Annotated in this window: 18 protein-coding genes; 3 read left to right on the top strand and 15 right to left on the bottom strand. The window is 60.3% G+C overall.

The genetic code is table 11. The features are described from left to right. The 3 genes from D8U60_RS23050 to D8U60_RS23060 form a co-directional block, all read right to left on the bottom strand. A partial coding sequence (locus tag D8U60_RS23050; protein ID WP_130901017.1) for a proline--tRNA ligase occupies window positions 1-1,285 on the bottom strand: 1,285 nt, incomplete at its 3' end. Between the two features lie 129 nt (window positions 1,286-1,414). Further along, window positions 1,415-2,974, bottom strand: coding sequence for an AmpG family muropeptide MFS transporter (locus D8U60_RS23055; protein ID WP_130901018.1), 1,560 nt, complete (start codon window positions 2,972-2,974; stop codon window positions 1,415-1,417). A 43-nt stretch (window positions 2,975-3,017) separates the two neighbouring features. Next, on the bottom strand, window positions 3,018-3,371 hold the full coding sequence (locus tag D8U60_RS23060) for an MGMT family protein (RefSeq protein WP_016771391.1): 354 nt from the start codon (window positions 3,369-3,371) through the stop codon (window positions 3,018-3,020). 165 nt (window positions 3,372-3,536) lie between these two features. Here D8U60_RS23060 and D8U60_RS23065 point away from each other — a divergent pair, with 165 nt between their 5' ends. Beyond that, window positions 3,537-4,544: a DUF481 domain-containing protein gene (locus D8U60_RS23065; RefSeq protein WP_024011896.1), complete on the top strand. Its 1,008-nt coding sequence runs from the start codon at window positions 3,537-3,539 to the stop codon at window positions 4,542-4,544. Window positions 4,545-4,594: 50 nt separating this feature from the next. Here D8U60_RS23065 and D8U60_RS23070 read toward each other — a convergent pair whose 3' ends face one another. Further along, window positions 4,595-6,049 (bottom strand): toxin-antitoxin system YwqK family antitoxin, encoded by a 1,455-nt coding sequence (locus D8U60_RS23070; protein ID WP_241663571.1) that lies wholly within the window; start codon window positions 6,047-6,049, stop codon window positions 4,595-4,597. Between the two features lie 131 nt (window positions 6,050-6,180). After that, window positions 6,181-6,390 carry a cold-shock protein gene (locus tag D8U60_RS23075; protein ID WP_002554837.1) on the bottom strand — a complete coding sequence of 70 codons (210 nt, stop codon included), beginning with the start codon at window positions 6,388-6,390 and terminating at the stop codon, window positions 6,181-6,183. Window positions 6,391-6,745: 355 nt separating this feature from the next. Between D8U60_RS23075 and dcd the strand changes: the two genes are divergently transcribed. Both dcd and D8U60_RS23085 read left to right on the top strand, forming a co-directional pair. Then, window positions 6,746-7,312, top strand: coding sequence for a dCTP deaminase (dcd, locus tag D8U60_RS23080; RefSeq protein ID WP_007940589.1), 567 nt, complete (start codon window positions 6,746-6,748; stop codon window positions 7,310-7,312). Between the two features lie 107 nt (window positions 7,313-7,419). Beyond that, on the top strand, window positions 7,420-7,629 hold the full coding sequence (locus D8U60_RS23085; RefSeq protein ID WP_024011897.1) for a hypothetical protein: 210 nt from the start codon (window positions 7,420-7,422) through the stop codon (window positions 7,627-7,629). A gap of 44 nt (window positions 7,630-7,673) precedes the next feature. Here D8U60_RS23085 and pdeM read toward each other — a convergent pair whose 3' ends face one another. The 10 genes from pdeM to D8U60_RS23135 all read right to left on the bottom strand — a co-directional run bounded on the left by pdeM (window position 7,674) and on the right by D8U60_RS23135 (window position 21,038). Continuing rightward, window positions 7,674-8,333 carry a ligase-associated DNA damage response endonuclease PdeM gene (gene pdeM, locus D8U60_RS23090; RefSeq protein ID WP_038860576.1) on the bottom strand — a complete coding sequence of 220 codons (660 nt, stop codon included), beginning with the start codon at window positions 8,331-8,333 and terminating at the stop codon, window positions 7,674-7,676. Then, window positions 8,324-10,813 (bottom strand): ligase-associated DNA damage response DEXH box helicase, encoded by a 2,490-nt coding sequence (locus D8U60_RS23095; protein ID WP_130901019.1) that lies wholly within the window; start codon window positions 10,811-10,813, stop codon window positions 8,324-8,326. The genes pdeM and D8U60_RS23095 overlap by 10 nt, the downstream gene beginning before the upstream one ends. A gap of 182 nt (window positions 10,814-10,995) precedes the next feature. Then, a complete protein-coding gene (locus D8U60_RS23100; RefSeq protein ID WP_041478066.1) occupies window positions 10,996-11,760 on the bottom strand; it encodes an ATP-binding cassette domain-containing protein in 765 nt (254 codons plus the stop codon). Between the two features lie 12 nt (window positions 11,761-11,772). Beyond that, the gene (locus D8U60_RS23105; RefSeq protein WP_130901020.1) at window positions 11,773-12,891 is read right to left on the bottom strand and encodes a succinylglutamate desuccinylase/aspartoacylase family protein; all 1,119 of its coding nucleotides are present in this window, start codon (window positions 12,889-12,891) and stop codon (window positions 11,773-11,775) included. A gap of 27 nt (window positions 12,892-12,918) precedes the next feature. Continuing rightward, window positions 12,919-13,629 carry an ABC transporter permease gene (locus D8U60_RS23110; RefSeq protein WP_016771384.1) on the bottom strand — a complete coding sequence of 237 codons (711 nt, stop codon included), beginning with the start codon at window positions 13,627-13,629 and terminating at the stop codon, window positions 12,919-12,921. Next, on the bottom strand, window positions 13,626-14,354 hold the full coding sequence (locus D8U60_RS23115) for an ABC transporter permease (RefSeq protein WP_016771383.1): 729 nt from the start codon (window positions 14,352-14,354) through the stop codon (window positions 13,626-13,628). The genes D8U60_RS23110 and D8U60_RS23115 overlap by 4 nt, the downstream gene beginning before the upstream one ends. A gap of 56 nt (window positions 14,355-14,410) precedes the next feature. Further along, window positions 14,411-15,193 (bottom strand): transporter substrate-binding domain-containing protein, encoded by a 783-nt coding sequence (locus D8U60_RS23120; RefSeq protein ID WP_024011901.1) that lies wholly within the window; start codon window positions 15,191-15,193, stop codon window positions 14,411-14,413. Window positions 15,194-15,565: 372 nt separating this feature from the next. Beyond that, entirely contained in the window at window positions 15,566-17,254 is a 1,689-nt protein-coding gene (locus D8U60_RS23125; protein WP_130901021.1) for an ATP-dependent DNA ligase, read from the bottom strand. After that, complete coding sequence (locus D8U60_RS23130; protein ID WP_110600056.1) at window positions 17,251-18,285, bottom strand: ligase-associated DNA damage response exonuclease; 1,035 nt, start codon at window positions 18,283-18,285, stop codon at window positions 17,251-17,253. The genes D8U60_RS23125 and D8U60_RS23130 overlap by 4 nt, the downstream gene beginning before the upstream one ends. Window positions 18,286-18,587: 302 nt before the next feature. Further along, entirely contained in the window at window positions 18,588-21,038 is a 2,451-nt protein-coding gene (locus D8U60_RS23135; RefSeq protein ID WP_130901022.1) for a penicillin acylase family protein, read from the bottom strand. Window positions 21,039-21,233: the final 195 nt, after the last annotated feature.

Here is a 21,233-nt window from a genome sequence, read left to right on the forward strand (position 1 = left end):
CCAGCACTTCGCACTTCATCGCCTTGCTGTACTTGTTGCCCAGCTGGAAGATGTGGCCGACTTCGATGCCGCGCTTGATTTCCAGCGTGCCTTTGCCGTCCGGGCTTGGGTCGCCAGCGACGACGTTGCGCAGGTCGGCAACGGTCGGAACCGGCAGATCGCGCTCCCAGTTCACGCCGAAGTAGTGCTTGTCGTCGATGTTCGCGCCAATACCGAAGTCGCTCATCATCGCGACCGAGCGGTCGATGATGATCGGCAACGGCAGGTTCAGCGGGCCGAGCGAACCGGCGCCGGCGCCAATCGCGTCACGCAGTTCGGCATCGGAGGCCATCACCAGCGGGCTGGCCACGCCAGGCTGGTTGGCAGCCTTGATTTCGTTCAGTTCGTGGTCGCCACGAATCACCAGCGCGATCAGCTTGCCTTCTTCTTCGGCGTGCACGATCAGGGTCTTGATGGTCTTTTCAATCGGCAGATTGAATTTTTCCACCAGCGCCGCGATGGTCTTGGTGTCTGGCGTATCGACCAAGCGCAGTTCTTCGGTTGGCGCAGGGCGCGAGGTTTCCCGTGGCACCGCTTCGGCTTTTTCGATGTTCGCCGCGTAGTCGGAGCCGTTGCTGAAGACGATATCGTCTTCGCCGGACTCGGCCAGCACGTGGAATTCGTGGGAACCGGCGCCGCCGATGGAGCCGTTGTCGGCTTCTACCGGACGGAATTTCAGACCCAGACGCGTGAAGATGTTGCAGTAGGCTTCATGCATGCGGTCATAAGTGATCTGCAGCGACGCCTGATCGGCGTGGAAGGAGTAGGCGTCCTTCATGATGAATTCGCGGCCGCGCATCAAACCGAAGCGTGGGCGGATTTCGTCGCGGAATTTGGTCTGGATCTGGTACAGGTTGATTGGCAGCTGTTTGTAGCTGCTCAACTCGTTGCGCATCAGATCGGTGATCACTTCTTCGTGGGTCGGGCCCGCGCAGAAATCACGACCGTGGCGGTCTTTGATGCGCAGCAGCTCAGGGCCGTATTCTTCCCAGCGCCCCGATTCCTGCCACAGCTCGGCCGGTTGGGTGTTCGGCATCAACACTTCCAGAGAACCGGCAGCGTTCATCTCTTCGCGAACGATGGCTTCGACCTTGCGCATGACTCGCAGGCCCATCGGCAGCCAGGTGTACAGGCCCGAGGCAAGCTTGCGGATCATGCCGGCGCGCAGCATCAGCTGGTGGCTGATCACGACCGCGTCGGAAGGCGTTTCTTTCTGTGTGGCGAGCAAAAATTGACTGGTGCGCATGGTTGGCCGTTGTCGGTTGCTATGACTGGAAATGACGGAGCAGTGTACCGGCGAGTTTTGCTGACGTACAGAAGTGTGGCCGGCGGAAGGCGCCAGCGGCGGGATTCCTCCCGCCATTGGCGAAGCGTCCTACGATTCTTCGGTGACGGGCGTCGGTGCAGGCTCGGGCGTCGGTGTTTGTCCTTCGCGGCGGCGCTCCTGGAACCAGTGCAGCGCGATCAGTAGCAGCGTCGGCACGCCGAGCAGGGCGGTGATGAGGAAGAAGCTGTGATAGCCGAACTTCTCGACCAGCACGCCGGAATAGCCGCCCATCAGGCGCGGCAGCAGCAACATGATCGAGCTGAGCAGGGCATATTGCGTGGCCGAGAACTTCAGGTTGGTCAGGCTCGACAGGTAAGCGACGAACGCCGACGTCGCCAGGCCCGAACTGAAGTTGTCGAGGGAAATGGTCACCACCAGCATCTGCAGGTTCGGGCCCATGTCCGCGAGCATGACGAACAGCAGGTTGGTCGCTGCCGAAGACACGCCACCGATAAACAGGATCGGCAGAATGCCGAAACGCACGATCAACAGGCCACCCATGCCGGCACCGACGAGGGTCATGATCAGGCCGAAAATCTTGCTGACACTGGCGATCTGATCCTTGGTGAAACCCTGATCGATGTAGAACACGTTGGCCATCACGCCCATTACCGTGTCGGACATCCGGTAAGTGGCGATCAGGCCCAGCAGCAACAGCGCCTGCCAGCGATAACGCAGAATGAAGTCATTGATCGGCGTGAGTACCGGCGCCAGTCCGCGCCGGCCCATGGCCGACAGGCACATGCCGGTAAGCAATATGTAGAGGATGGCGCGCAGAAAGGCGCGATCTTCGAGGAGCAAATCGAGCGGGCTCATGTCACCAAACAGCACGCCGGCGAAATCGGTGTTGTACAGCTGGGTGAACATCGCCGGCACGGAAACCAGCAAAACGATCAGCACGAACACCGACATCAGTTGATGCATGAACGTGTAGCGCCCGGCCTGCAACTGCGTGCGCAGCGGCACCGGTGGTTCGCGCATGAACAGCGCAGTCAGCAGTGCGGGCACCATCAATGCGCCAAACAGTACATAGGTGCCGGTCCACGCCGCGTGCTTATAGTTGAAGCCGGTGGAGCCGAAACCTTCGGCGAAGAACAGCGCGCCGGCGGTGGCGAGCAGGGCGGCAACGCGGTAGCCGGACATATAGCTGGCGGCGAGCGCGGCCTGGCGGCTGTCATCGGCGATTTCCAGGCGATAGGCGTCGACCGCGATATCTTGCGTGGCCGAGGCGAAGGCGACGACGACGGCAATGGCGATCAGCCAGGACAAATGCTTCTGCGGATCACAGAAACCCATGCCGATCAGGCCGAGAATCACCAGTGCCTGGGAGAGCACCAGCCAGGAGCGGCGACGGCCGAGTTTGCCCAGCAAGGGCAGGCGCCATTGGTCGAGCAGGGGCGACCATACCCATTTGAACGCATACGCCAGGCCGATCAGGCTTGCATAGCCGATGGTTTCACGGGCCACGCCCGCTTCACGCAGCCATACGGAGAGCGTCGAGAACACCAGCATGTACGGCAGGCCGGCGGCAAAACCGAGCAACAACAGCACGAGCGTCGAAGGACTGGCATAGGCGGCGAGCGCGGCGCGCCAGGTTTTACGGGGCATGGGCTGAAGTCTGCCTCAAAATTGCGAAAACAAAGCGCGCACTCTAACCGCTGTGCTCTACCGGACGCCAGCCATGGCGCCGAATATCCACACGATTGTTCTGGACGGTGATGCCTTCCATGCGCAATCGCGCACGTTGTTCATCACCGGAGGGGCTGCCGACCGGCAGACTGATGCGCCCGCCGGCGCCGAGTACGCGGTGCCAGGGCAGCTTGGTGTCGCCAGGCAACTGGCTCAAAGTCCGCCCGACCCAGCGCGCGGCGCGGCCCAGCCCGGCGAGTTCGGCCAACTGGCCATAACTGACGACTTTGCCTTCGGGCACTTGCGCGAGCGTCGAGTAGAGTGCCGTGCGTCGGATTTGCGCATCGTTTTCGACGCTGTCGAGCGGGTCTTTCACGTACGCGGCTCCTGAGCATTGGCGTGATGATGGCGACAAAGGTAATCGCTCGTGGTGCAGTTGAGAAATGAACTCAATTGAAATAGTCCGGTCAGTCCTTGTCATGGGCAAAATCCTACGGATAATGCCGACCTTTTTCGCCAACTCTGAGCCCCCGATCTGCTTATGTTCCCCAGAACCCTGTTGTGCCTTGCTGTTTTCAGCGCGTCCACGCCCCTGCTTGCCGACACCGTCTGGTTGAAAAACGGCGACAAGCTGAGTGGCACTATCACGGTATTCGATGGCGGCAAGCTGTTGATCCAGACCAAATACGCCGGCGCAGTGGCGATTGACTGGAAAGAGGTCAAGACCCTCGACAGCGATCAGCACCTGCTGGTGAAGCAGGACGCCTATGCCGGCGAAGTGTCGAAGTCGCTCACCGCGGCCGACGATGGCAAGGTCACCCTGGCCAACGGCGAGGCGCCGAAGACGGTCGAGCTGGCGAGCATTCAGCAGATCCTCAAACCCAAACCGATCGTCACTGACCTGGTGTGGAAGGGCAACGTCGATCTGGCGCTGGACTATCAGCGCGCCGAAAAGGACACCGACGATTACGACGTTGCCTTCAAGACTTCGGCTCGCCATGGCCGCTGGCGCCATACCGGCGAGGGTGAGTACAACCGCGAAGTCCAGGATGCGGAAACCACCACCAACAACTGGCGCGCCGAATACTCCCTCGACCGCTTCCTCACCGATCAGTGGTTCTGGCAGGGGCGCATCAACTACAAGCGTGATCACATCGAAGAGCTGGCGCGTCAGCGCGTGGTCGGTACCGGTCCGGGCTACCAGTTCTGGGACGACGAACTTGGCGCGTTCTCGCTGGGTTCGTTGCTCAACCGCACTGACTATGAATACCGCGATGGCAGCAAGGACAACTTCTATTCCGTCGCGATGAAGTGGGACTACAACCGCTACCTGATCGGCAAGAAGGTCGAGTTCTTCACCAATGGCGAAGTCGGCAAGCCGCTGTCGGGCGTTGCCGATTACGCACTGGATGCCGAGCTGGGCTTGCGCTACAAGGTCACCGACTGGGCGTCGCTCAACCTCAAGGCCGAGCGCGACATCATCAGTGGCACCAACGATGCGGATCTGAACAAGACCCGATATACCGCAGGGTTTGGTGTGGCCTGGTAAGCACCTGCGCTAGAAAGGAGAAAGCCCCGTGATTGCGGGGCTTTTCATTGTCAGCTTTCTGCTTTGGTCTTGCTGACGGGAATCGAAACACATTCTCCCTGCCTGACGCCCATCTGGTATTGGCATTGGTAGCTCAGGCTGCCGTCTTTCCTGAAGAAGCGCATCGGTCCATGCTCGGCACCATCGATATAATCGGTAAATGAAGCCATCTCACCGTTTTCGTGCCATGTCGTGGATGATCCGTGAAGGTTGCCGTCTTTGTATTTTCGATGTTCTTTAAGCTGGCCGGTCGCGTACCACTGTTTGAAGTCGCCCTGTTGGCGATGTTTTTCATCCCACTGCCACTGCAAGGTTTGCCTGCCTTGCTCATTCCATTGCTCATAGCTTCGTTGCACACCGTCCCTGTAAAACTGTTTCTCTTTGACTGTCCCGTCGATGAAGTAAGTGGTTAGCCAGCCATCTGGCTTGCCGTCGACATTGGTGCGGGAGGTCTCAACGGCTCCATTATCAAAATAATGATTATTTGGCCCTTGGGATTTGCCGTTGATGAAAACGGTTTCGTACCTGATCTGTCCATTCGAGTGGTATCCAAGGGCAGGGCCGTGGAGAACGTCATTTCGATAACTGCTGCGCCCGATCAGCGTCCCGTCCTCGTCATATTCCAAATACTCGCCATCTACATGCTTGCCCAGATGCCAATTGTAGGACTCAGCGATTTTGCCATTTTCGTGATAGATAAATTGCCAACCCTCGAGATGGTTGTTGAGGTAGTTTTCACGCTTGATGACGACCCCTTGTTCGGAATATGTCAGCGCCTCGCCCTGACGCAGGCCGTTAGCATCATTCTGGTAGGTCCGGCGGGGTTTTCCGTTTCGATAGTAAGCTTTGTATGTCAGAACGGGTTTCGCTGAAGCGAAGTCTTCTCTGTCGACGTAATGCTCGCTGCGTAGACTTCGCGTGTCCCAGTAAAAAATTTGTGCTTGCCACGCCTGTTTTTCTTCGTCATAGGACATTGGCATTTTCAGGTAGTACAACGCCAGGCCTTCGCCGATCGGCTTGAGGTGCTCGTCCAGATAAAGCTTGTCGTCTGCCAGAGGGTTCGTCAGGTCTGCGCACTCCTCAGGAGTGCAGGGGCGTACCTTTTCGAAGAAGGCGCGTTTTCGCTCGCAAGCGGAGAGCGTCAGAATCAGGGGGATTTTTTGGTCGATCAAGTCTTGGACTTCGCCGAGCGCTCGTCGAAATGATTCGTTCGGAATGCCCAATGATTCTGGCGTCAAATAGACCTCGTTGCTCCCGCAAGCGTGAGGAGTCGAGAGCGTCAGGAGCGCTGCGCCTCTGAGTTGCATCGAAGAGTGGCCATTGACTTCTGGTCCTTTCGCCAGATATGTCGCACGAGGGTTCATGCCGAGAATCACCGTCGGATGATCAGATTTGGTCTCTGCATTCAGAGGGGGGGCGAACGCCAACAGCAACGCGTTGAATGTGTTCCAAGAGATGAATTGCATCCTGCTTCTTCCATGTGATTCCCAGGGCGCGGATCATATAGAGCGGAGGCAAAAAGAGGGGCAAACAAAATATACAGACACAAAAAAGCCCCGCTTTTAAGGGCGGGGCTCTTTTCTAAAGAAGCTACAAGTTAGATAACTTGTACTTCTTCAGCTTGCATGCCTTTCTGACCGCGGGTAGCGATGAAAGAAACCTGTTGGCCTTCTTTCAGGCTTTTGAAGCCGTCGGATTGGATAGCTTTGAAGTGAACGAACAGGTCGTCACCGGATTGTGGAGTGATGAAGCCGAAGCCTTTTTCATCGTTGAACCACTTAACGGTACCGGTTTGGCGATTAGACATGGTGTAACTCCTTGAACAAAGATAACTGCGACTCAGGAAGAACCCTGGCCGAGACTGAGTGCAAAGAGCAGGAAAAATTCTTGTAGATGGTTGGATCGAAATTCAACATATCGTGTAGAGATTCTCAGTGACACAAGCAACACAGTGACGCCACCTTAACCCTTTTTCCGGAACGTGCCAATGTTTCTTGCAAAGGATTCTGTGTTTTAGGGATCGGCGGTGCGACGGTTCGTCGCCACATCGCGTAAATACGGGGTGTTCGCCGAGAATTGCGTTGCGCACTTTGATCGCGGCGACGCGCCCGGTAAGATGCCGGACAGAATTTTTCCACCTCGCTATTCAGGACAAACCCGCCATGAGCATCAAATCGGACAAGTGGATTCGCCGCATGGCGCAGGAACACGGCATGATCGAACCGTTCGTCGAGCGCCAGATGCGCGGCAGCGACGACAGCCGGGTGATTTCCTACGGCGTGTCGAGCTACGGCTACGACGTGCGTTGCACCAACCACTTCAAGGTGTTCACCAACATCAACTCGGCCATTGTCGACCCGAAGAACTTCGACGCCGGCAGCTTCGTCGACATCCACAGCGATGTCTGCATCATTCCGCCGAACTCCTTCGCCCTGGCCAGCACCGTCGAATACTTCCGCATTCCACGCAACGTGCTGACGATCTGCCTGGGTAAAAGCACCTACGCCCGCTGCGGCATCATCGTCAACGTCACTCCGCTCGAGCCTGAGTGGGAAGGTCATGTGACGCTGGAGTTCTCGAACACCACCAACCTGCCGGCGAAAATCTACGCCAACGAAGGCGTGGCGCAGATGCTCTTCCTCGAATCCGATGAAGAATGTGAAGTTTCCTACAAGGATCGTGGCGGCAAATATCAGGGCCAGCGTGGCGTAACCTTGCCGCGTACCTGATCGACCATCCGACGGATGTCGGGAATTCTTTGGCGGGCAGACACTCTATGGGGTGTACTGCCCGTTTTTGTTACACACAAATTCGGGCCTTCACTGAGGAGTGCCCTATGAAGATCGACCCGCAAATCAGCGCTGAACTGGCAAGGCTTGAGCCCAATCAGATAGGCGTTCTGGCCTGGTCGTTACTGGCGAATCCGTCTTTGAGCCTGTCCGGCGGCGTACCCGGCCAGCCCGATCCCGATACTCCCAACGAACAACCGACCGAACCAGGCGAACCGACGCTGCCGGACGAACCGCCTCCGGCGCCTGTTGCCTGACCGACTGTCATGAATATGGCCCGTCAGCCTGATCGGTTTGCGATCTAGCTGACGGGCCATATTTCGTTGTCGCCGATCACGAAGACCTTGCAACTGTCGTCGCGCTCGACCTGATAGCCGCCGGTAAACGCACCGAATGCCGGCATCAGGCTGATGCGCTCACCGAGTCTGAAACAAGCCAGGCGCAGACTCTGCCGACCTTTGCCATGCAGCCGATAAACCGGGTGCACGTGGCCGGCGAGCACGTGCCGTTCGGGATGCGCATCGGGCTCATGCTGCAAGGCAAACGGCCCGAGTAACAGCGGTTCTGGCACCACGCGGATATTCAGCGATGCCGGTGGGTCGCCCGCGCGTTTGTCGTGGTTGCCGCGAATCAGCGTCATCGGCAGGTCAGCGTGGCGCGCTCGCCACTCTGCCAGCGCATTGAGTGTGGTCGGGACATGTGAGCCAGGCCCATGCAGGAAATCCCCGAGAAAAATCAACTGGCGACACGGCAGCCGTGCCAGCAACGCGTCGATCACCTCGATGTTGCTCGCCGTCGTGCCATGCGGCACCGGCTGGCCGAGGCTGCGATAGGCCGCCGCCTTACCGAAATGCACATCGGCGATCAGCAATGCTTCCTGCGCTGGCCAGTACAGCGCTTTCTCCGGCAGCAACCACAACTCCTCACCGGCCAAACGCACCGGGTACGCACTCACGACGATTTTCCGTTATCAGCGGTTTTTTCCAGGTCACCGACCATTCTTCTGATCCTGTCTGCCAGTTTTTCCGAACTCATGCTCTCGCGCATCCGCTCCACCAGCAGCGGAAAGCCCAGTGGTGTAGGACGTTTAACCTGATGCACGTCGAGTTTCATCTGATTGATCCGCTCCAATGTCTGTTCCAGACGACGAATATCCAGTTCCTCGCGTAGGACTTCTTCCCCAGCTTGGGCCAGCAGCAGGTTGTCGGCGTCGTATTGTTTGAACACCTGGAAAAACAAGCCACTCGACGCCTGCACCTGGCGGGTACTCTTTGGTGCGCCCGGATACCCGGCGAAGACCAGCCCGGCGATCCGCGCGATTTCGCGGAAGCGGCGCAACGCCAGTTCACCGGCATTGAGACTGGCCAGCACATCCAGCAACAGGTCATCGGCGTTGAACAGGTGAGCGTCGAGATGCGCGGCCCAATCAACCGGCGTGGCGCTGAGCAGTTCCAGGCCGTAGTCATTCACGGCAATCGAGAAGGTCACCGGTTGCCGCTGACTGACGCGCCACGCCAGCAGGCTCGCCAGTCCCAGATGCACTTGGCGCCCGGCGAACGGATAGAGGAAAAGATGCCAGCCTTCGCGGGATTTCAGTACCTCGGCCAGCAGATTTTCCGTGGTGGGCAAGCCGGACCAGCGTATCTGCGTCTCCAGCAGCGGCCGCAGCGCGTGCATTTCCGGGCCGTTGAACTGACCTTGAGCAGCGGCGCTGAAGCGCGTCACCACTGCTTCGGCCAGTTCGTTGGATAACGGCATGCGCCCGCCATTCCAGCGCGGCACGGCGGCTTTTTTTGCGGTGCTGCGTTTGACGTAGGCGGTCATGTTTTCCACCCGCACCAGTTCCAGCAAGCGGCCGGCGAAGAGGAAACCATCGCCGGGTTTCAGTCGCGCGATAAAGCCTTCCTCGACGCTGCCCAGTTGTTTGCCGCCGCCGCCCTTGCTCCAGAATTTCAGGTTGATGCTCGCGTCGCTGACGATGGTGCCGATGCTCATGCGATGGCGCCGCGCCAGACGCGCATCCGGCACACGCCAGACGCCGTGTTCGTCCGGCTCGACCCGGCGGTAATCCGGATACGCTGTAAGAGACATCCCGCCATGGCGTACGAACGCCAGCGCCCAGGCCCAGTCTGCCGCTGTCAGGTCACGATAAGCCCAGGCACCACGGACTTCTTCGTACAAGTCTTCAGGAATAAAGCCACCGCCAAGGGCCATGCTGACCAAATGCTGGACCAGCACATCCAGCGGCTTGTGCGGTGAAAGACGCGGCTCGATGCGCCGCTGTTCGACGGCGTCGCGTGCGGCAACCGCTTCGATCAGTTCAAGACTGTGGGTCGGCACCAGCGTCACGCGCGAGGTGCGCCCCGGTGCGTGACCGGAACGCCCGGCACGTTGCATCAAACGTGCGACGCCTTTCGCCGAGCCGATTTGCAGTACGCGCTCGACCGGGAGGAAATCCACTCCCAAGTCCAGGCTTGAGGTGCAGACCACCGCTTTCAATTGGCCATTCTTCAATGCCTGCTCGACCCAGTCGCGGGTATCGCGCGACAGTGAGCTGTGATGCAGCGCGATCAACCCGGCCCAGTCCGGCCGCGCTTCCAGCAGCGCCTGATACCAGATCTCCGATTGTGCGCGGGTGTTGGTGAACACCAGGCTGCTGGCGCAGACGTCGAGTTCGGCCACCACCTGCGGCAGCATCTTCAGACCAATGTGGCCGGCCCAGGGAAAACGCTCGATGGCCGGTGGCAGCAGGGTGTCGACTTGCAGGGTTTTTTCGCTTTTGCCCTGAACACTGACGCCGCCGCCCTGTGGGATCAGCACTTGCTCGGCGTGGGATTGATTACCGAGGGTGGCGGACACGCCCCAAACGATCAGTTCCGGCTGCCAATGCCGCAGGCGAGCGAGGGCCAGTTGCAGTTGCACGCCGCGTTTGTTGCCGAGCAACTCGTGCCATTCATCGACGACGATCATGCGCAGGGTCGACAACGCCGTGCGCGCATCGGCGCGGGCCAGTAGTAGAGTCAGGCTTTCCGGGGTGGTAATCAGCGTCGTCGGCAAGCGCCGGCCCTGACGAGCGCGTTCGCTGCTGCTGGTGTCGCCGGTGCGCAGGCCGATGCTCCACGGAATCTGCAATTCATCGACCGGGCTTTGCAAAGCGCGGGCGGTATCGGCGGCGAGGGCGCGCATCGGCGTGATCCACAGCACCGTCAACGGCTCGGCCGGCGGTTTACGTTTGCGCGGCGTGGCCACGGGCGGTTGCAAGCGGGCGAAGCGGTTGAGCGCAGCAAACCATACCGCATAAGTTTTGCCGGCGCCGGTGCTGGCGTGGAGCAAGCCGGACTCGCCTTTTTTCACCGCCGCCCACACCTGTTTCTGAAAGGCGAACGGCTTCCAGTCGCGGGCGCTGAACCAGGTTTTTGCAAAGTCGGGGGATTTCGCCATGCCGGCTGCGTGCGCTCTGGAGGTGTTGTTTCAGAGACCACAGCAACAGACCAAAGGTTTAAAACAACGCGATTCCCTTGTAGGAGCTGACGAGTGAAACGAGGCTGCGATCTTTTGATCTTTGAGGCAGAGTCAAAAGATCGCAGCCTTCGGCAGCTCCTACAGGGGAATTGTGTACGGCATTATTTCAGGTTGCCGCTGAGGAACTGCTTCAGCCGTTCGCTTTTGGGATTGCCCAGCACGTCTTCCGGCGCGCCTTCTTCTTCCACCAGACCCTGATGCAGAAACAGCACCTGATTCGACACCTTGCGCGCAAAACTCATTTCATGGGTGACCATGATCATCGTCCGACCTTCTTCGGCCAGACCCTGAATCACTTTCAGCACTTCGCCGACCAGTTCCGGGTCGAGTGCCGAGGTCGGTTCGTCGAACAGCATCACTTCCGGTTCCATCGCCAGTGCCCGGGCGATCGCCACGCGTTGTTGCTGGCCGCCGGACAGGAACGCCGGGTATTGATCGGCGACCCGCGCTGGCAAGCCGACTTTGTCCAGATAACGTCGGGCGCGATCCTCGGCTTCCTGTTTGCTGCAACCGAGCACCCGGCGCGGGGCCATGGTGATGTTTTCCAGCACGGTCATGTGGCTCCACAGGTTGAAATGCTGGAACACCATCGCCAGCCGCGTGCGCAGGCGTTGCAGTTCATCGGCGTCGGCAACGTGCATGCCGTGCCGGTCGGTGACCATGCGGATCGCCTGGCCATCGAGGCTCATGGCGCCGTCATTGGGTTGCTCGAGGAAATTGATGCAGCGCAAAAAGGTGCTTTTGCCCGAGCCGCTGGCGCCGATCAGGCTGATCACGTCGCCGGTTTTGGCCTTGAGCGAAACGCCTTTGAGCACCTGATGATCGCCATAGCTTTTGTGCAGGCCTTCAACGGTCAGTTTGTACATGGACGAGCATCCTCAAGGCGAAAGTAGGTAGCCGCTGCGATAGGCTTCGGCGCCCGCGACGTGGGCGATGACCATGCCGGCAGTGGCCATGCGCCGCAGCGAGCGCGCATACAGCAGGCCGGCGGCGGTGCAATGAATGGGGGTGACCTTGTCGTGGACCGGGTCGATGATTTCGGCGATCTGCTGGCCGGCTTCCAGGTATTGGCCGGGTGTCGCGCAGTACACCAGCAGGCCGCCGACTGGCGTGGTCACCGGTTCGACCCCGGCCAGCGGCGTGGCCGGGTACGGCAGCGGCGGTTGCGGCTTGGTCTCGCCGACGATGGCATCGAACTGGATCAGATAATCGATCAGCGCCTGACAATCGCGGCTGGCCAGCGGGTGATTGACGTCGCCCTGACCGCGCAATTCGACGGTCACCGAGAAGCTGCCCAGCGGAATCTCGAACTGCTCACCGAAGCGCTCGCGCAGTTGCCACCAGAGCAGGGTGAAGCATTCGTCGAACGACTGCCCGCCGGAATCGGTAGCGAGCAGACTGGCCTGGGCTTCGATATAGCGCGCCAGCGGCTCGACCTGCGGCCAGGCTTCGGGCGTGGTGTACAGGTGCACTACCGATTCGAAGTCGCAGTGCAAGTCCAGCACCATGTCGGCATCGCAGGCCAGGCGTTGCAGGGTCAAACGCTGGGATTGCAGTTGTGTGGTCGGCTTCTGACGGTCGAGGGCACTGCGCAGGCTGGCACGGATCAGTTCGAGGTTGTGCTGCGCGTCGTCGTTGAGTTGGCCTTCGATGGCGTTGCCGATTTCTTCGCTGAGGTCGACGAACCAGCGATTGAAGTTCTGCCCGCTCTCCAGGTCGTAACGGCCCAGCGGCACGTCCATCAGCACTTGTTCGAGGCCGACCGGGTTGGCCACCGGCACGAGGACGATTTCGCTGCGCAGGCGGCCGGCAGCTTCCAGCTCGGCCAGACGCTGCTTCAGGTGCCAGGCGACCAGCATGCCCGGCAGTTCGTCGGCATGCAGCGAGGCCTGAATGTACACCTTGCCCTTGGCCTGCTGTGGGCCGAAGTGGAAACTGTGAATCTGCCGTGCGGTCCCCGGCAGCGGGGCCAGCAAGTCATGAATCTGGTGGCGCATTGTTATCTCTTTATTTTCAAACCGGTGCTAGTGAGTCGGCCCGAGGAAGGCCAGCCAGCGGCGTTCGGCAAGGCGGAACAGACCGACCAGCGCAAAAGTAATGGTCAGGTAGATCAGCGCGGCGATGCCGAATGACTGGAAGGTCAGGAAGGTCGCCGAGTTGGCATCCCGCGCGACTTTCAGAATATCGGGAATGGTCGCGGTGAACGCCACGGTGGTCGAGTGCAGCATCAGGATCACTTCGTTGCTGTAGTAAGGCAACGAACGGCGCAAGGCCGACGGCATGATCACGTAGGCGTACAGCTTCCAGCCGGTCAGGCCATAAGCCTTGGCCGCTTCGACTTCGCCATGGTTCATGCTGCGAATCGCCCCGGCGAAAATTTCCGTGGTGTACGCGCAGGTGTTGAGGGCGAAAGCGAGGATCGTGCAGTTCATCGCGTCGCGAAAGAAACTGTCGAGGATCGGCTGTTCGCGCACGGCGGCGAGGCTGTAGATGCCGGTGTAGCAGATCAGCAACTGGATATACAGCGGCGTGCCACGGAACAGGTAGGTGTAGAACTGCACCGGCCAGCGAATGTAGAAGTGCGGCGAGACGCGGGCAATCGACAACGGAATCGAGACGACGAAGCCGATGCAGATCGAGGCGGTCAGCAGCCACATCGTCATCGCCAGCCCGGTGATGTTCTGGCCGTCGGTATAAAGGAAGGCGCGCCAATATTCCTGGAGAAGTTCGATCATCGTACGGCCTCCCGGGCACCGGCGGCGTAGCGGCGTTCGAGCCAGCGCAGGATGAAGTTCGAAGCACTGGTGATCAGCAGATAGATCAAAGCGGCAAGGACCAGAAAGTAGAACAGTTGATAGGTGCTTTTACCGGCGTCCTGCGCTGCCTTGACCAGATCAGCCAGACCGATGATCGACACCAGCGCGGTGGCCTTGAGCATGACCATCCAGTTGTTGCCGATGCCTGGTAGGGCAAAACGCATCATTTGCGGAAACACCACGAAGCGAAAACGCTGGCCACGTTTGAGGCCATACGCGGTGGCGGCTTCGACCTGACCACGCGGCACCGCGAGGATCGCGCCACGGAAGGTCTCGGTGAAATACGCGCCATAAATGAAGCCCAGCGTCAGCACGCCGGCGCTGAACGGGTCGATTTCGATGTATTCCCATTCCATGTAGTCGGTCAGTGACGTCAGCCAGGTTTGCAGGCTGTAGAAGATCAACAGCATCAGCACCAGATCCGGCACGCCGCGAATCAGCGTGGTGTAGAGCTGCGCGGGCAGGCGCACCAATTTGACTTTCGACAGTTTGGCACTGGCGCCGAGCAGGCCGAGCAACACGGCCACCAGCAGCGACATCGCCGATAATTTGATGGTCATCCAGGTGCCTTGCAGCAGCAACGGGCCGAAGCCCTGCAGACTGAACGAGGCCAGCCCCAGATTTTGCAGGAGGGTTTCAAACATAAATCAGCAACCTGAGCGGATGGAAAAGGCGCCCATCGAGGATGGGCGCCGGGGCATTATTTGCCGCTGTACAGATTCAGGTCGCCAAAGTGTTTCTTTTGAATCTCGGCGTATTTGCCGTCGTCGTGTAACGCTTTGATACCTTTATCCAAAAGTGCTTTCAGCTCAGTGTTACCTTTCTTGATACCGATAGCGGTTTTCGACGGCAGCAATTCGCTGTCGACCGGCTGGCTGACTTCGTAACCTTCGCCTTTCGGCGACTTGAGGAAGCCCAGTTCGGCCTGCAGCATGTCCTGGATGGCTGCGTCGAGGCGGCCGGAGGTCAGGTCGGAATACACCTGATCCTGGTTCTGATAGGCCTGGGTTTTCACACCGGCCTTGTCCAGCACGGCTTTGGCGTAGGCTTCCTGAATGGTGCCTTGCTCATAGCCAACGGTCTTGCCCTTGAGCGACGCGACGTCTGCGCTCAGGCCGGAGCCTTTCTTGAACACGTAAGCGGTCGGGCCGGAAAACAGTTCGCTGGAGAAGTCGATGACCTTCTCGCGCGCCGGGGTCACGGTCATCGACGAGATCACGCCGTCGAATTTGTTGGCCTTGAGGCCCGGAATCATGCCGTCGAAATCGCTTTCAACCCATTTGCACTTGACCTTCAGTTCGGCGCAGATCGCGTTGCCCAGATCGATATCGAACCCGACCAGGCTGCCATCGGCCGCTTTCGACTCGAACGGTGCGTACGAAGGGTCAACGCCAAAGCGCAGCTCTTTGTATTCCTTGGCCAGCGCGGAGCCGGCGGCCATGCACAACGCCAGTGCAGAAAGGGTCAGCAATGCTTTTTTCATTATTCAATCCCTAAGAACCAATATGAGCGCTTGTGGCGCAGAATTATTGTTACTGCAACGCTTACGACCTATAGAAAGTAGCAATTTCCGAACCAGAGTGCCGAACAGGTGTTTTAAAAGGTCGAGTGGAGACAGGCAAGGGTAGTTGAATGCCCGGAAACGGGCATTGCTGTTTGCATGCACTGTTTCGGTTCAAGCGCGTGGCTGAGAGCAGGTCGATCTGTGGCAAGGGATTTGTCCCTGATGACTGATCGTTCCCACGCTCCTGCGTGGGAATGCATCAACGGACGCTCCGCGTTTGGCTCTGGGGGGACGCAGAGCGTCCCGTGCTGCATTCCCACGCAGAGCGTGGGAACGATCAGTGAAAAGGGGTTAGGCCAACAGATCCTGAAGGGTAGCGAGGCTGTCGGCTTCTTCGACGGTCTTGTCCTTGCGCCAGCGCAGCATGCGCGGGAAGCGCACGGCGATGCCGCTCTTGTGTCGGCGCGACAGGGCGATGCCTTCGAAGCCGAGTTCGAACACCAGGCTCGGCTTGACGCTGCTGACCGGACCGAATTTTTCCACCGTAGTCTTGCGCACGATGCTGTCGACCTGACGCATTTCTTCATCGGTCAGCCCCGAATAGGCCTTGGCAAAAGGCACCAGCGAGCGTTGGCTGGATTCCGGCGGGCCGTCCCACACGGCGAAGGTGTAATCGCTGTACAGACTGGCGCGACGACCGTGTCCGCGCTGGGCATAAATCAGTACCGCGTCGACGCTGAACGGGTCGACCTTCCACTTCCACCACACACCCATGTCCTTGGTCCGGCCGACGCCATACAGCGAGTCCCGCGCTTTGAGCATCATGCCTTCGACGCCGAGTTTGCGTGACGCTTCGCGCTGGCGGCCAAGATCGAACCAGTCTTCGCCGGTCAATACCGGGGAGGGCAGCAGTACCGGACTGTTGCAGCGCGCGATCACCTCTTCGAGTTGCGCACGGCGCTTGACCTGCGGCTGGTTGCGCCAGTCTTCGCCCTGCCACTCCAGCAGGTCGTAGGCCAGCACCACCACCGGCACTTCTTCGAGAATCTTCTTGTCGAGGGTCTTGCGACCGATCCGTTGTTGAAGCAGGGCGAACGGTTGCACGGCCGGCGGCTCATCGGAATGCGGATCGAAGGCATCTTCAGTAGTCGGATGGGTGCTCTTCCACACGACGATTTCGCCGTCGATCACTGTGCCGTCGGGCAAGCCGTGCACGAGCACATCGAATTCGGGGAAGCGCTCGGTCACCAGTTCCTCGCCGCGCGACCACACCCACAGCTTGCCGTCGCGCTTGACCACTTGCGCGCGGATACCGTCCCACTTCCATTCCACCTGCCAGTCGCTGGCGGGGCCGAGCAGGGCTTCGAATTCCTCGACCGGTTGCGACAACGCGTGGGCAAGAAAGAACGGGTAGGGCTGACCGCCGCGCTGGGCGTGTTCGTCGGCGGACTCCGGGGCGATGAGTTTCAGGTAACTGGCGGCGTTGGGCCGGTTCGACAGATCGGTGTAACCGACCAGGCGCTGTGCCACGCGCTTGCTGTCGAGCCCGGCCATTGAGGCGAGGGCGCGGGTGACCAGCAGCTTCGACACGCCAACGCGGAAACTGCCGGTGATCAACTTGATGCACAGCATCAGGCTTGGCCGGTCCAGTTGCGCCCACAACATCGGCAGTTGCCGCGCCAGATATTCCGGGGTTTCACCGCGAAGTGGCAACAGCTTGTCTTCGATCCATTCGGCAAGACCGGCCTCGGAGCTGTGGGAATTTTCCGGCAGCACCAGAGAAATGGTCTCGGCCAGATCGCCGACGGCTTGGTAGCTTTCTTCGAACAGCCATGGCTCCAGTCCCGAAACTGCAACCGCCAGCTCACGAAGGATGCGCACCGGTACCAGTTGCCGAGGTCGCCCGCCGGAAAGGAAATACACCGCCCATGCGGCATCTTCCGGCGCGGCCTGCGCGAAGTACGCCTGCATCGCCGCCAGCTTGGCGTTGCTCGACGTGGTGGCGTCGAGTTCGGCATATAACTCGGCGAAGGCTTTCATGGGGAAGTCTCGGCAACGGTGGGTTCGGTGGCGATGTTGTCGTCTTCGTCATCGCCGTATTCGGTGGTGAAGCCTTGTGCATCGAGGCCCTGTTCGCGCAGATGGCGCACGAGCACGCCGATCGAGCCGTGGGTGACCATCACCCGTTCCGCGCCGGTCTGGTTGATCGCCCACAGCAGGCCGGGCCAGTCGGCGTGATCGGAAAGGACGAAGCCGCGATCGACGCCGCGCCGCCGCCGGGTCCCGCGCAGGCGCATCCAGCCGCTGGCAAAGGCATCGCTGAACTCGCCAAAACGACGCATCCAAGTACTGCCGCCTGCTGACGGCGGAGCAATGACCAGCGCCTGGCGCATGATCGGGTCGCTTTTTTTTACGTCGCCCGCATAGATCGTCGGCGGCAGGTACACGCCGGCATCGCGGTAGACCCGGTTCAACGGTTCGACCGCGCCGTGGCTGAGGATCGGCCCGAGGGTTTCGTCGATGCCGTGGAGGATGCGTTGGGCCTTGCCGAAGGAGTAGCAGAACAGCACGCTGGCCTTGCCGGCGGCGATATTGGCCGCCCACCACTGATTGATCTCGGCGAAGATCTGCGCCTGCGGCTGCCAACGATAGATCGGCAGGCCGAAGGTCGATTCGGTGATGAACGTGTGGCAGCGCACCGGTTCGAATGGGCTGCAGGTGCCATCCGGCTCGACCTTGTAATCGCCCGATGCGACCCAGACTTCGCCGCCGTATTCCAGGCGCACTTGCGCTGAACCGAGGACATGCCCGGCGGGGTGAAAGCTCAGGGTCACGCCGTGGTGGGTCAGGCGCTGGCCGTAGTCGAGTGTTTGCAACTGGATGTCCTGACCCAGACGCGCGCGCAGAATCCCGGCGCTGGCGCTGCTCGACAGGTAGTGCTGATTACCGGTGCGCGCGTGATCGCCATGGGCATGGGTGATCACCGAACGCTCGACCGGCCGCCACGGATCGATATAGAAATCACCGGCGGGGCAGTAGAGACCTTCAGGTCGGGCAATAACAAGATCCATGTCGTGACCGGAATGGGGGGCTTGTTAGCTATGAGGCGGGCGTGAGGCTGGAAGTTCGATCGGCTTTAAAGCGCTACCCTCACCCCAGCCCTCTCCCAGAGGGAGAGGGGGCCGACCGAGGTGTCTGGTGAGGTACATCGACCTGGGGGACCGAGTTGAATATGGATCCGGCACACCCTTGAGCCTGATCCAATGTTGGATTCACCATCTCTCTTTCAGGTCGGCGCAAGACCCAAGCATCCCCCAATCAGTCCCCTCTCCCTCCGGGAGAGGGCTAGGGTGAGGGGCTGTTGATCTTTGCTCTATTTCCCGGGCGTCAGGGTCAAGCGGGTCTTGCCATACACCCGATCAAAGTTCTGCGGCTGCATCGGCAGGCCGATGTACTGACCTTTGAGCCACGCATCGATCCCGTTCAGGTAGTTCGGACTCAGTGGATTGCCCGACTGCCCCGTACCGTTCTGCGCCATCAGTGGCTCGCTCTGGCCGAAGTCGACGATAAAACGCATCGACGGCGCGCGCGTGGTGGCGAAGTCCTGGCCCCAGGCAAACGCCGAGCTGTTCAGCGTGGTGTGATCGCCTCCAGCCGCCAGCGGCCCGCGTACAGTCTGACCGTTGCTGTTTTTCCACGCATAGCTGTGCAATTTGCCCCACTGCCAGGCGCGATGATCGCCGCCCAACTGGCTGTCGCCCGCTGTAATCGCTGCAGCGAGACTGCGGGCGAGAATCACCGCTTTGTCTTCCTTCTCCGGCGTGCGCAGGTCATCCCAGAACGGACTGTCCTCACGCCCCAAGAGATGATCGGCCTGCGCCGCGTAGGACAGATCGCCGCTGGCAACAAAGGCCTTCCACGCCGGGCTCGACTCAGGACCCAGTTCATCGAGGAAGATCTGCTTCATGCTTTCCTGCAGAAACAGTTCGTAGATCGCCGCATCCGCCGAGGTCGGGCTGAGCTTGCCGTCGAAGGCCATCAAACGGGTGAAGGCTTCACGAGCCTTGCTGCGTTCGGCGTCCGGCAGGGCGTCGATCGCCTGTTTCAGCGGTTGCTTCATTCCCGGTGCTTCGAAGACTTTTTTCAGCTTGGCGGCGAAGGTGGTGGTCTGGTCGTACTGCATGGCGATCACGCTGCGGCTGTCGTGCTTGCCGCTGCCGGCCATTTCCGCCAGGCGTTCGCCGCGCTCCGGTGCCGCCCAGGATTTCGACAGCTGCATGCCGTAGCCGTCGGGGATCACGCGCTGGTTGGCGGTGCCGAGCCAGCCTTGTGCCGGGTCCTGATCGTAGGGGTGCAGCATCGGGTCGGCGTAACCGTCCCAGTCGTAGCGACCGTCCCAACCCGGCGAGGGCAGCAGGCCTTCACCTTCGCGACGGTTGGGGAAGCGCCCGGTGACTTGCCAGCCGATATTGCTTGCATCGGCAAAAACCAGATTCAGGGTAATGGCGCGGATTTCGCGGCTGGCGTCCGAGGCGCGCTCGACGTTTTGCGCGCGGGTCAGATCGAAGAAGGCATCCAGAGTTTTGTCGTCAGTGAAGCTTGGCGTCTGCAAGGCGAGGCCGAAACCGCTGCCTTGCGCCGCTGCCTGGGCACTGTTGAGCAGCGCGCCGTGGCGGGTTTCGTACACGGCTTCGCGAATCGGCCGCTGGCCTTTGACGAAGTAGGTCTCGTTGCGCACGCCCAACGGCTGCCATTTGCCGTTGACTTCATAAGTGAGGCTGCTGCCCTGACGGCGGATTTTCTCGAGGAACAGGTCCTGATTGTCGCCGAGCACGCTGGTCATGCTCCACGCCACTTTGCCGTTGAAGCCGCCGAGCACCATCGGCAGACCGGCAACCGTGACGCCGGCGGCCTGATATTTCGGCGCACGTATCTGCACGAAACTCCACAGCGACGGCGCGGCCAGCGGCCCGTGCGCATCGCTGGCCAGCAGGCTTTTGCCGCTGCGGCTGCGTTGCGGGGCAATCGCCCAATTGTTCGCAGTCGGCGTGGCGAGCAGGTTCAGCGCCGACAGTTGCTGGCTGGCGCTGCTCAGTTCCGTCAGCCCCGGAATCTGCCCGTTGAGCTTGAGGCCTTGCAGTTTGTCGGCTTCAGCCACTGGCAGGTTTTCATCAGGCGCCGACGGGCTCAGCCAGGCGAGTTTGTCAGTGGTCACGGTTTGCGCGAGCACCAGCGACTGGATTTCCTCCGGCAGGTTGGCCGACTGGCTGAAATTCAGCAGGGCAAAAATCAGCGCCGAATCTTCCGGTTTCCAGTATTCGGGCTTGTAACCGCTGGCGGCGAGGTCGCCCGGCAACTTGTCGGCGTAGCGGAACAGGTAGGCGTTGACGCCCCGTGCATACACTTCGAAGAAGCGTTTGAGCCGTGGCGACGAGGCCTTGTACAGCTCGCCGGCGCTCTTCTTCAGATTGACCGCGCGCATGTAGCGGTCGGCATCGAGCATCGACGCGCCGGACATTTCCGCCAGCCGGCCCTGGGCCAACAGGCGCAGGGTGACCATCTGGTTGATGCGGTCGCTGGCGTGGACGTAACCGAGACTGAACAGCGCGTCATGGAAGCTGTTGCTTTCGATCAGCGGCATGCCCATCGCATTGCGCCGCACCGAAACGTTCTGCGCCAGGCCCTTGAGCGGTTGCACGCCGGAGGTCGGCGGCAGGCTGTCCTGGGCGTTCCAGGTCTGGCAACCGGACAGGCCGAGGACACCGGCCACTGCTGCGGCAACGCCGAACCGGGGAAGAAAATGTGAAAGGGCTGGCGAGGCCATGGCGAAGCTCCTGCGGGGGTATAAGGCTGGGGGCGCAATAAAGCCGCTACGTTAGTGACGGCGCGAGAGCCGCGCAAGCGGGGCGAGTGGTTATTTATGCAGTTGTCGGCTGATCGGTCAGAGGTGTGACAGTTGCTTGTGGGAAAGCGCTGATGTTGAACTACGGAACAAGTCCCGTGCCCTGTCAGGAGAAAG

It is taken from the genome of Pseudomonas sp. Sample_11, assembly GCF_004307505.1.
GTDB classification, from domain to species: Bacteria; Pseudomonadota; Gammaproteobacteria; order Pseudomonadales; family Pseudomonadaceae; genus Aquipseudomonas; species Aquipseudomonas atacamensis.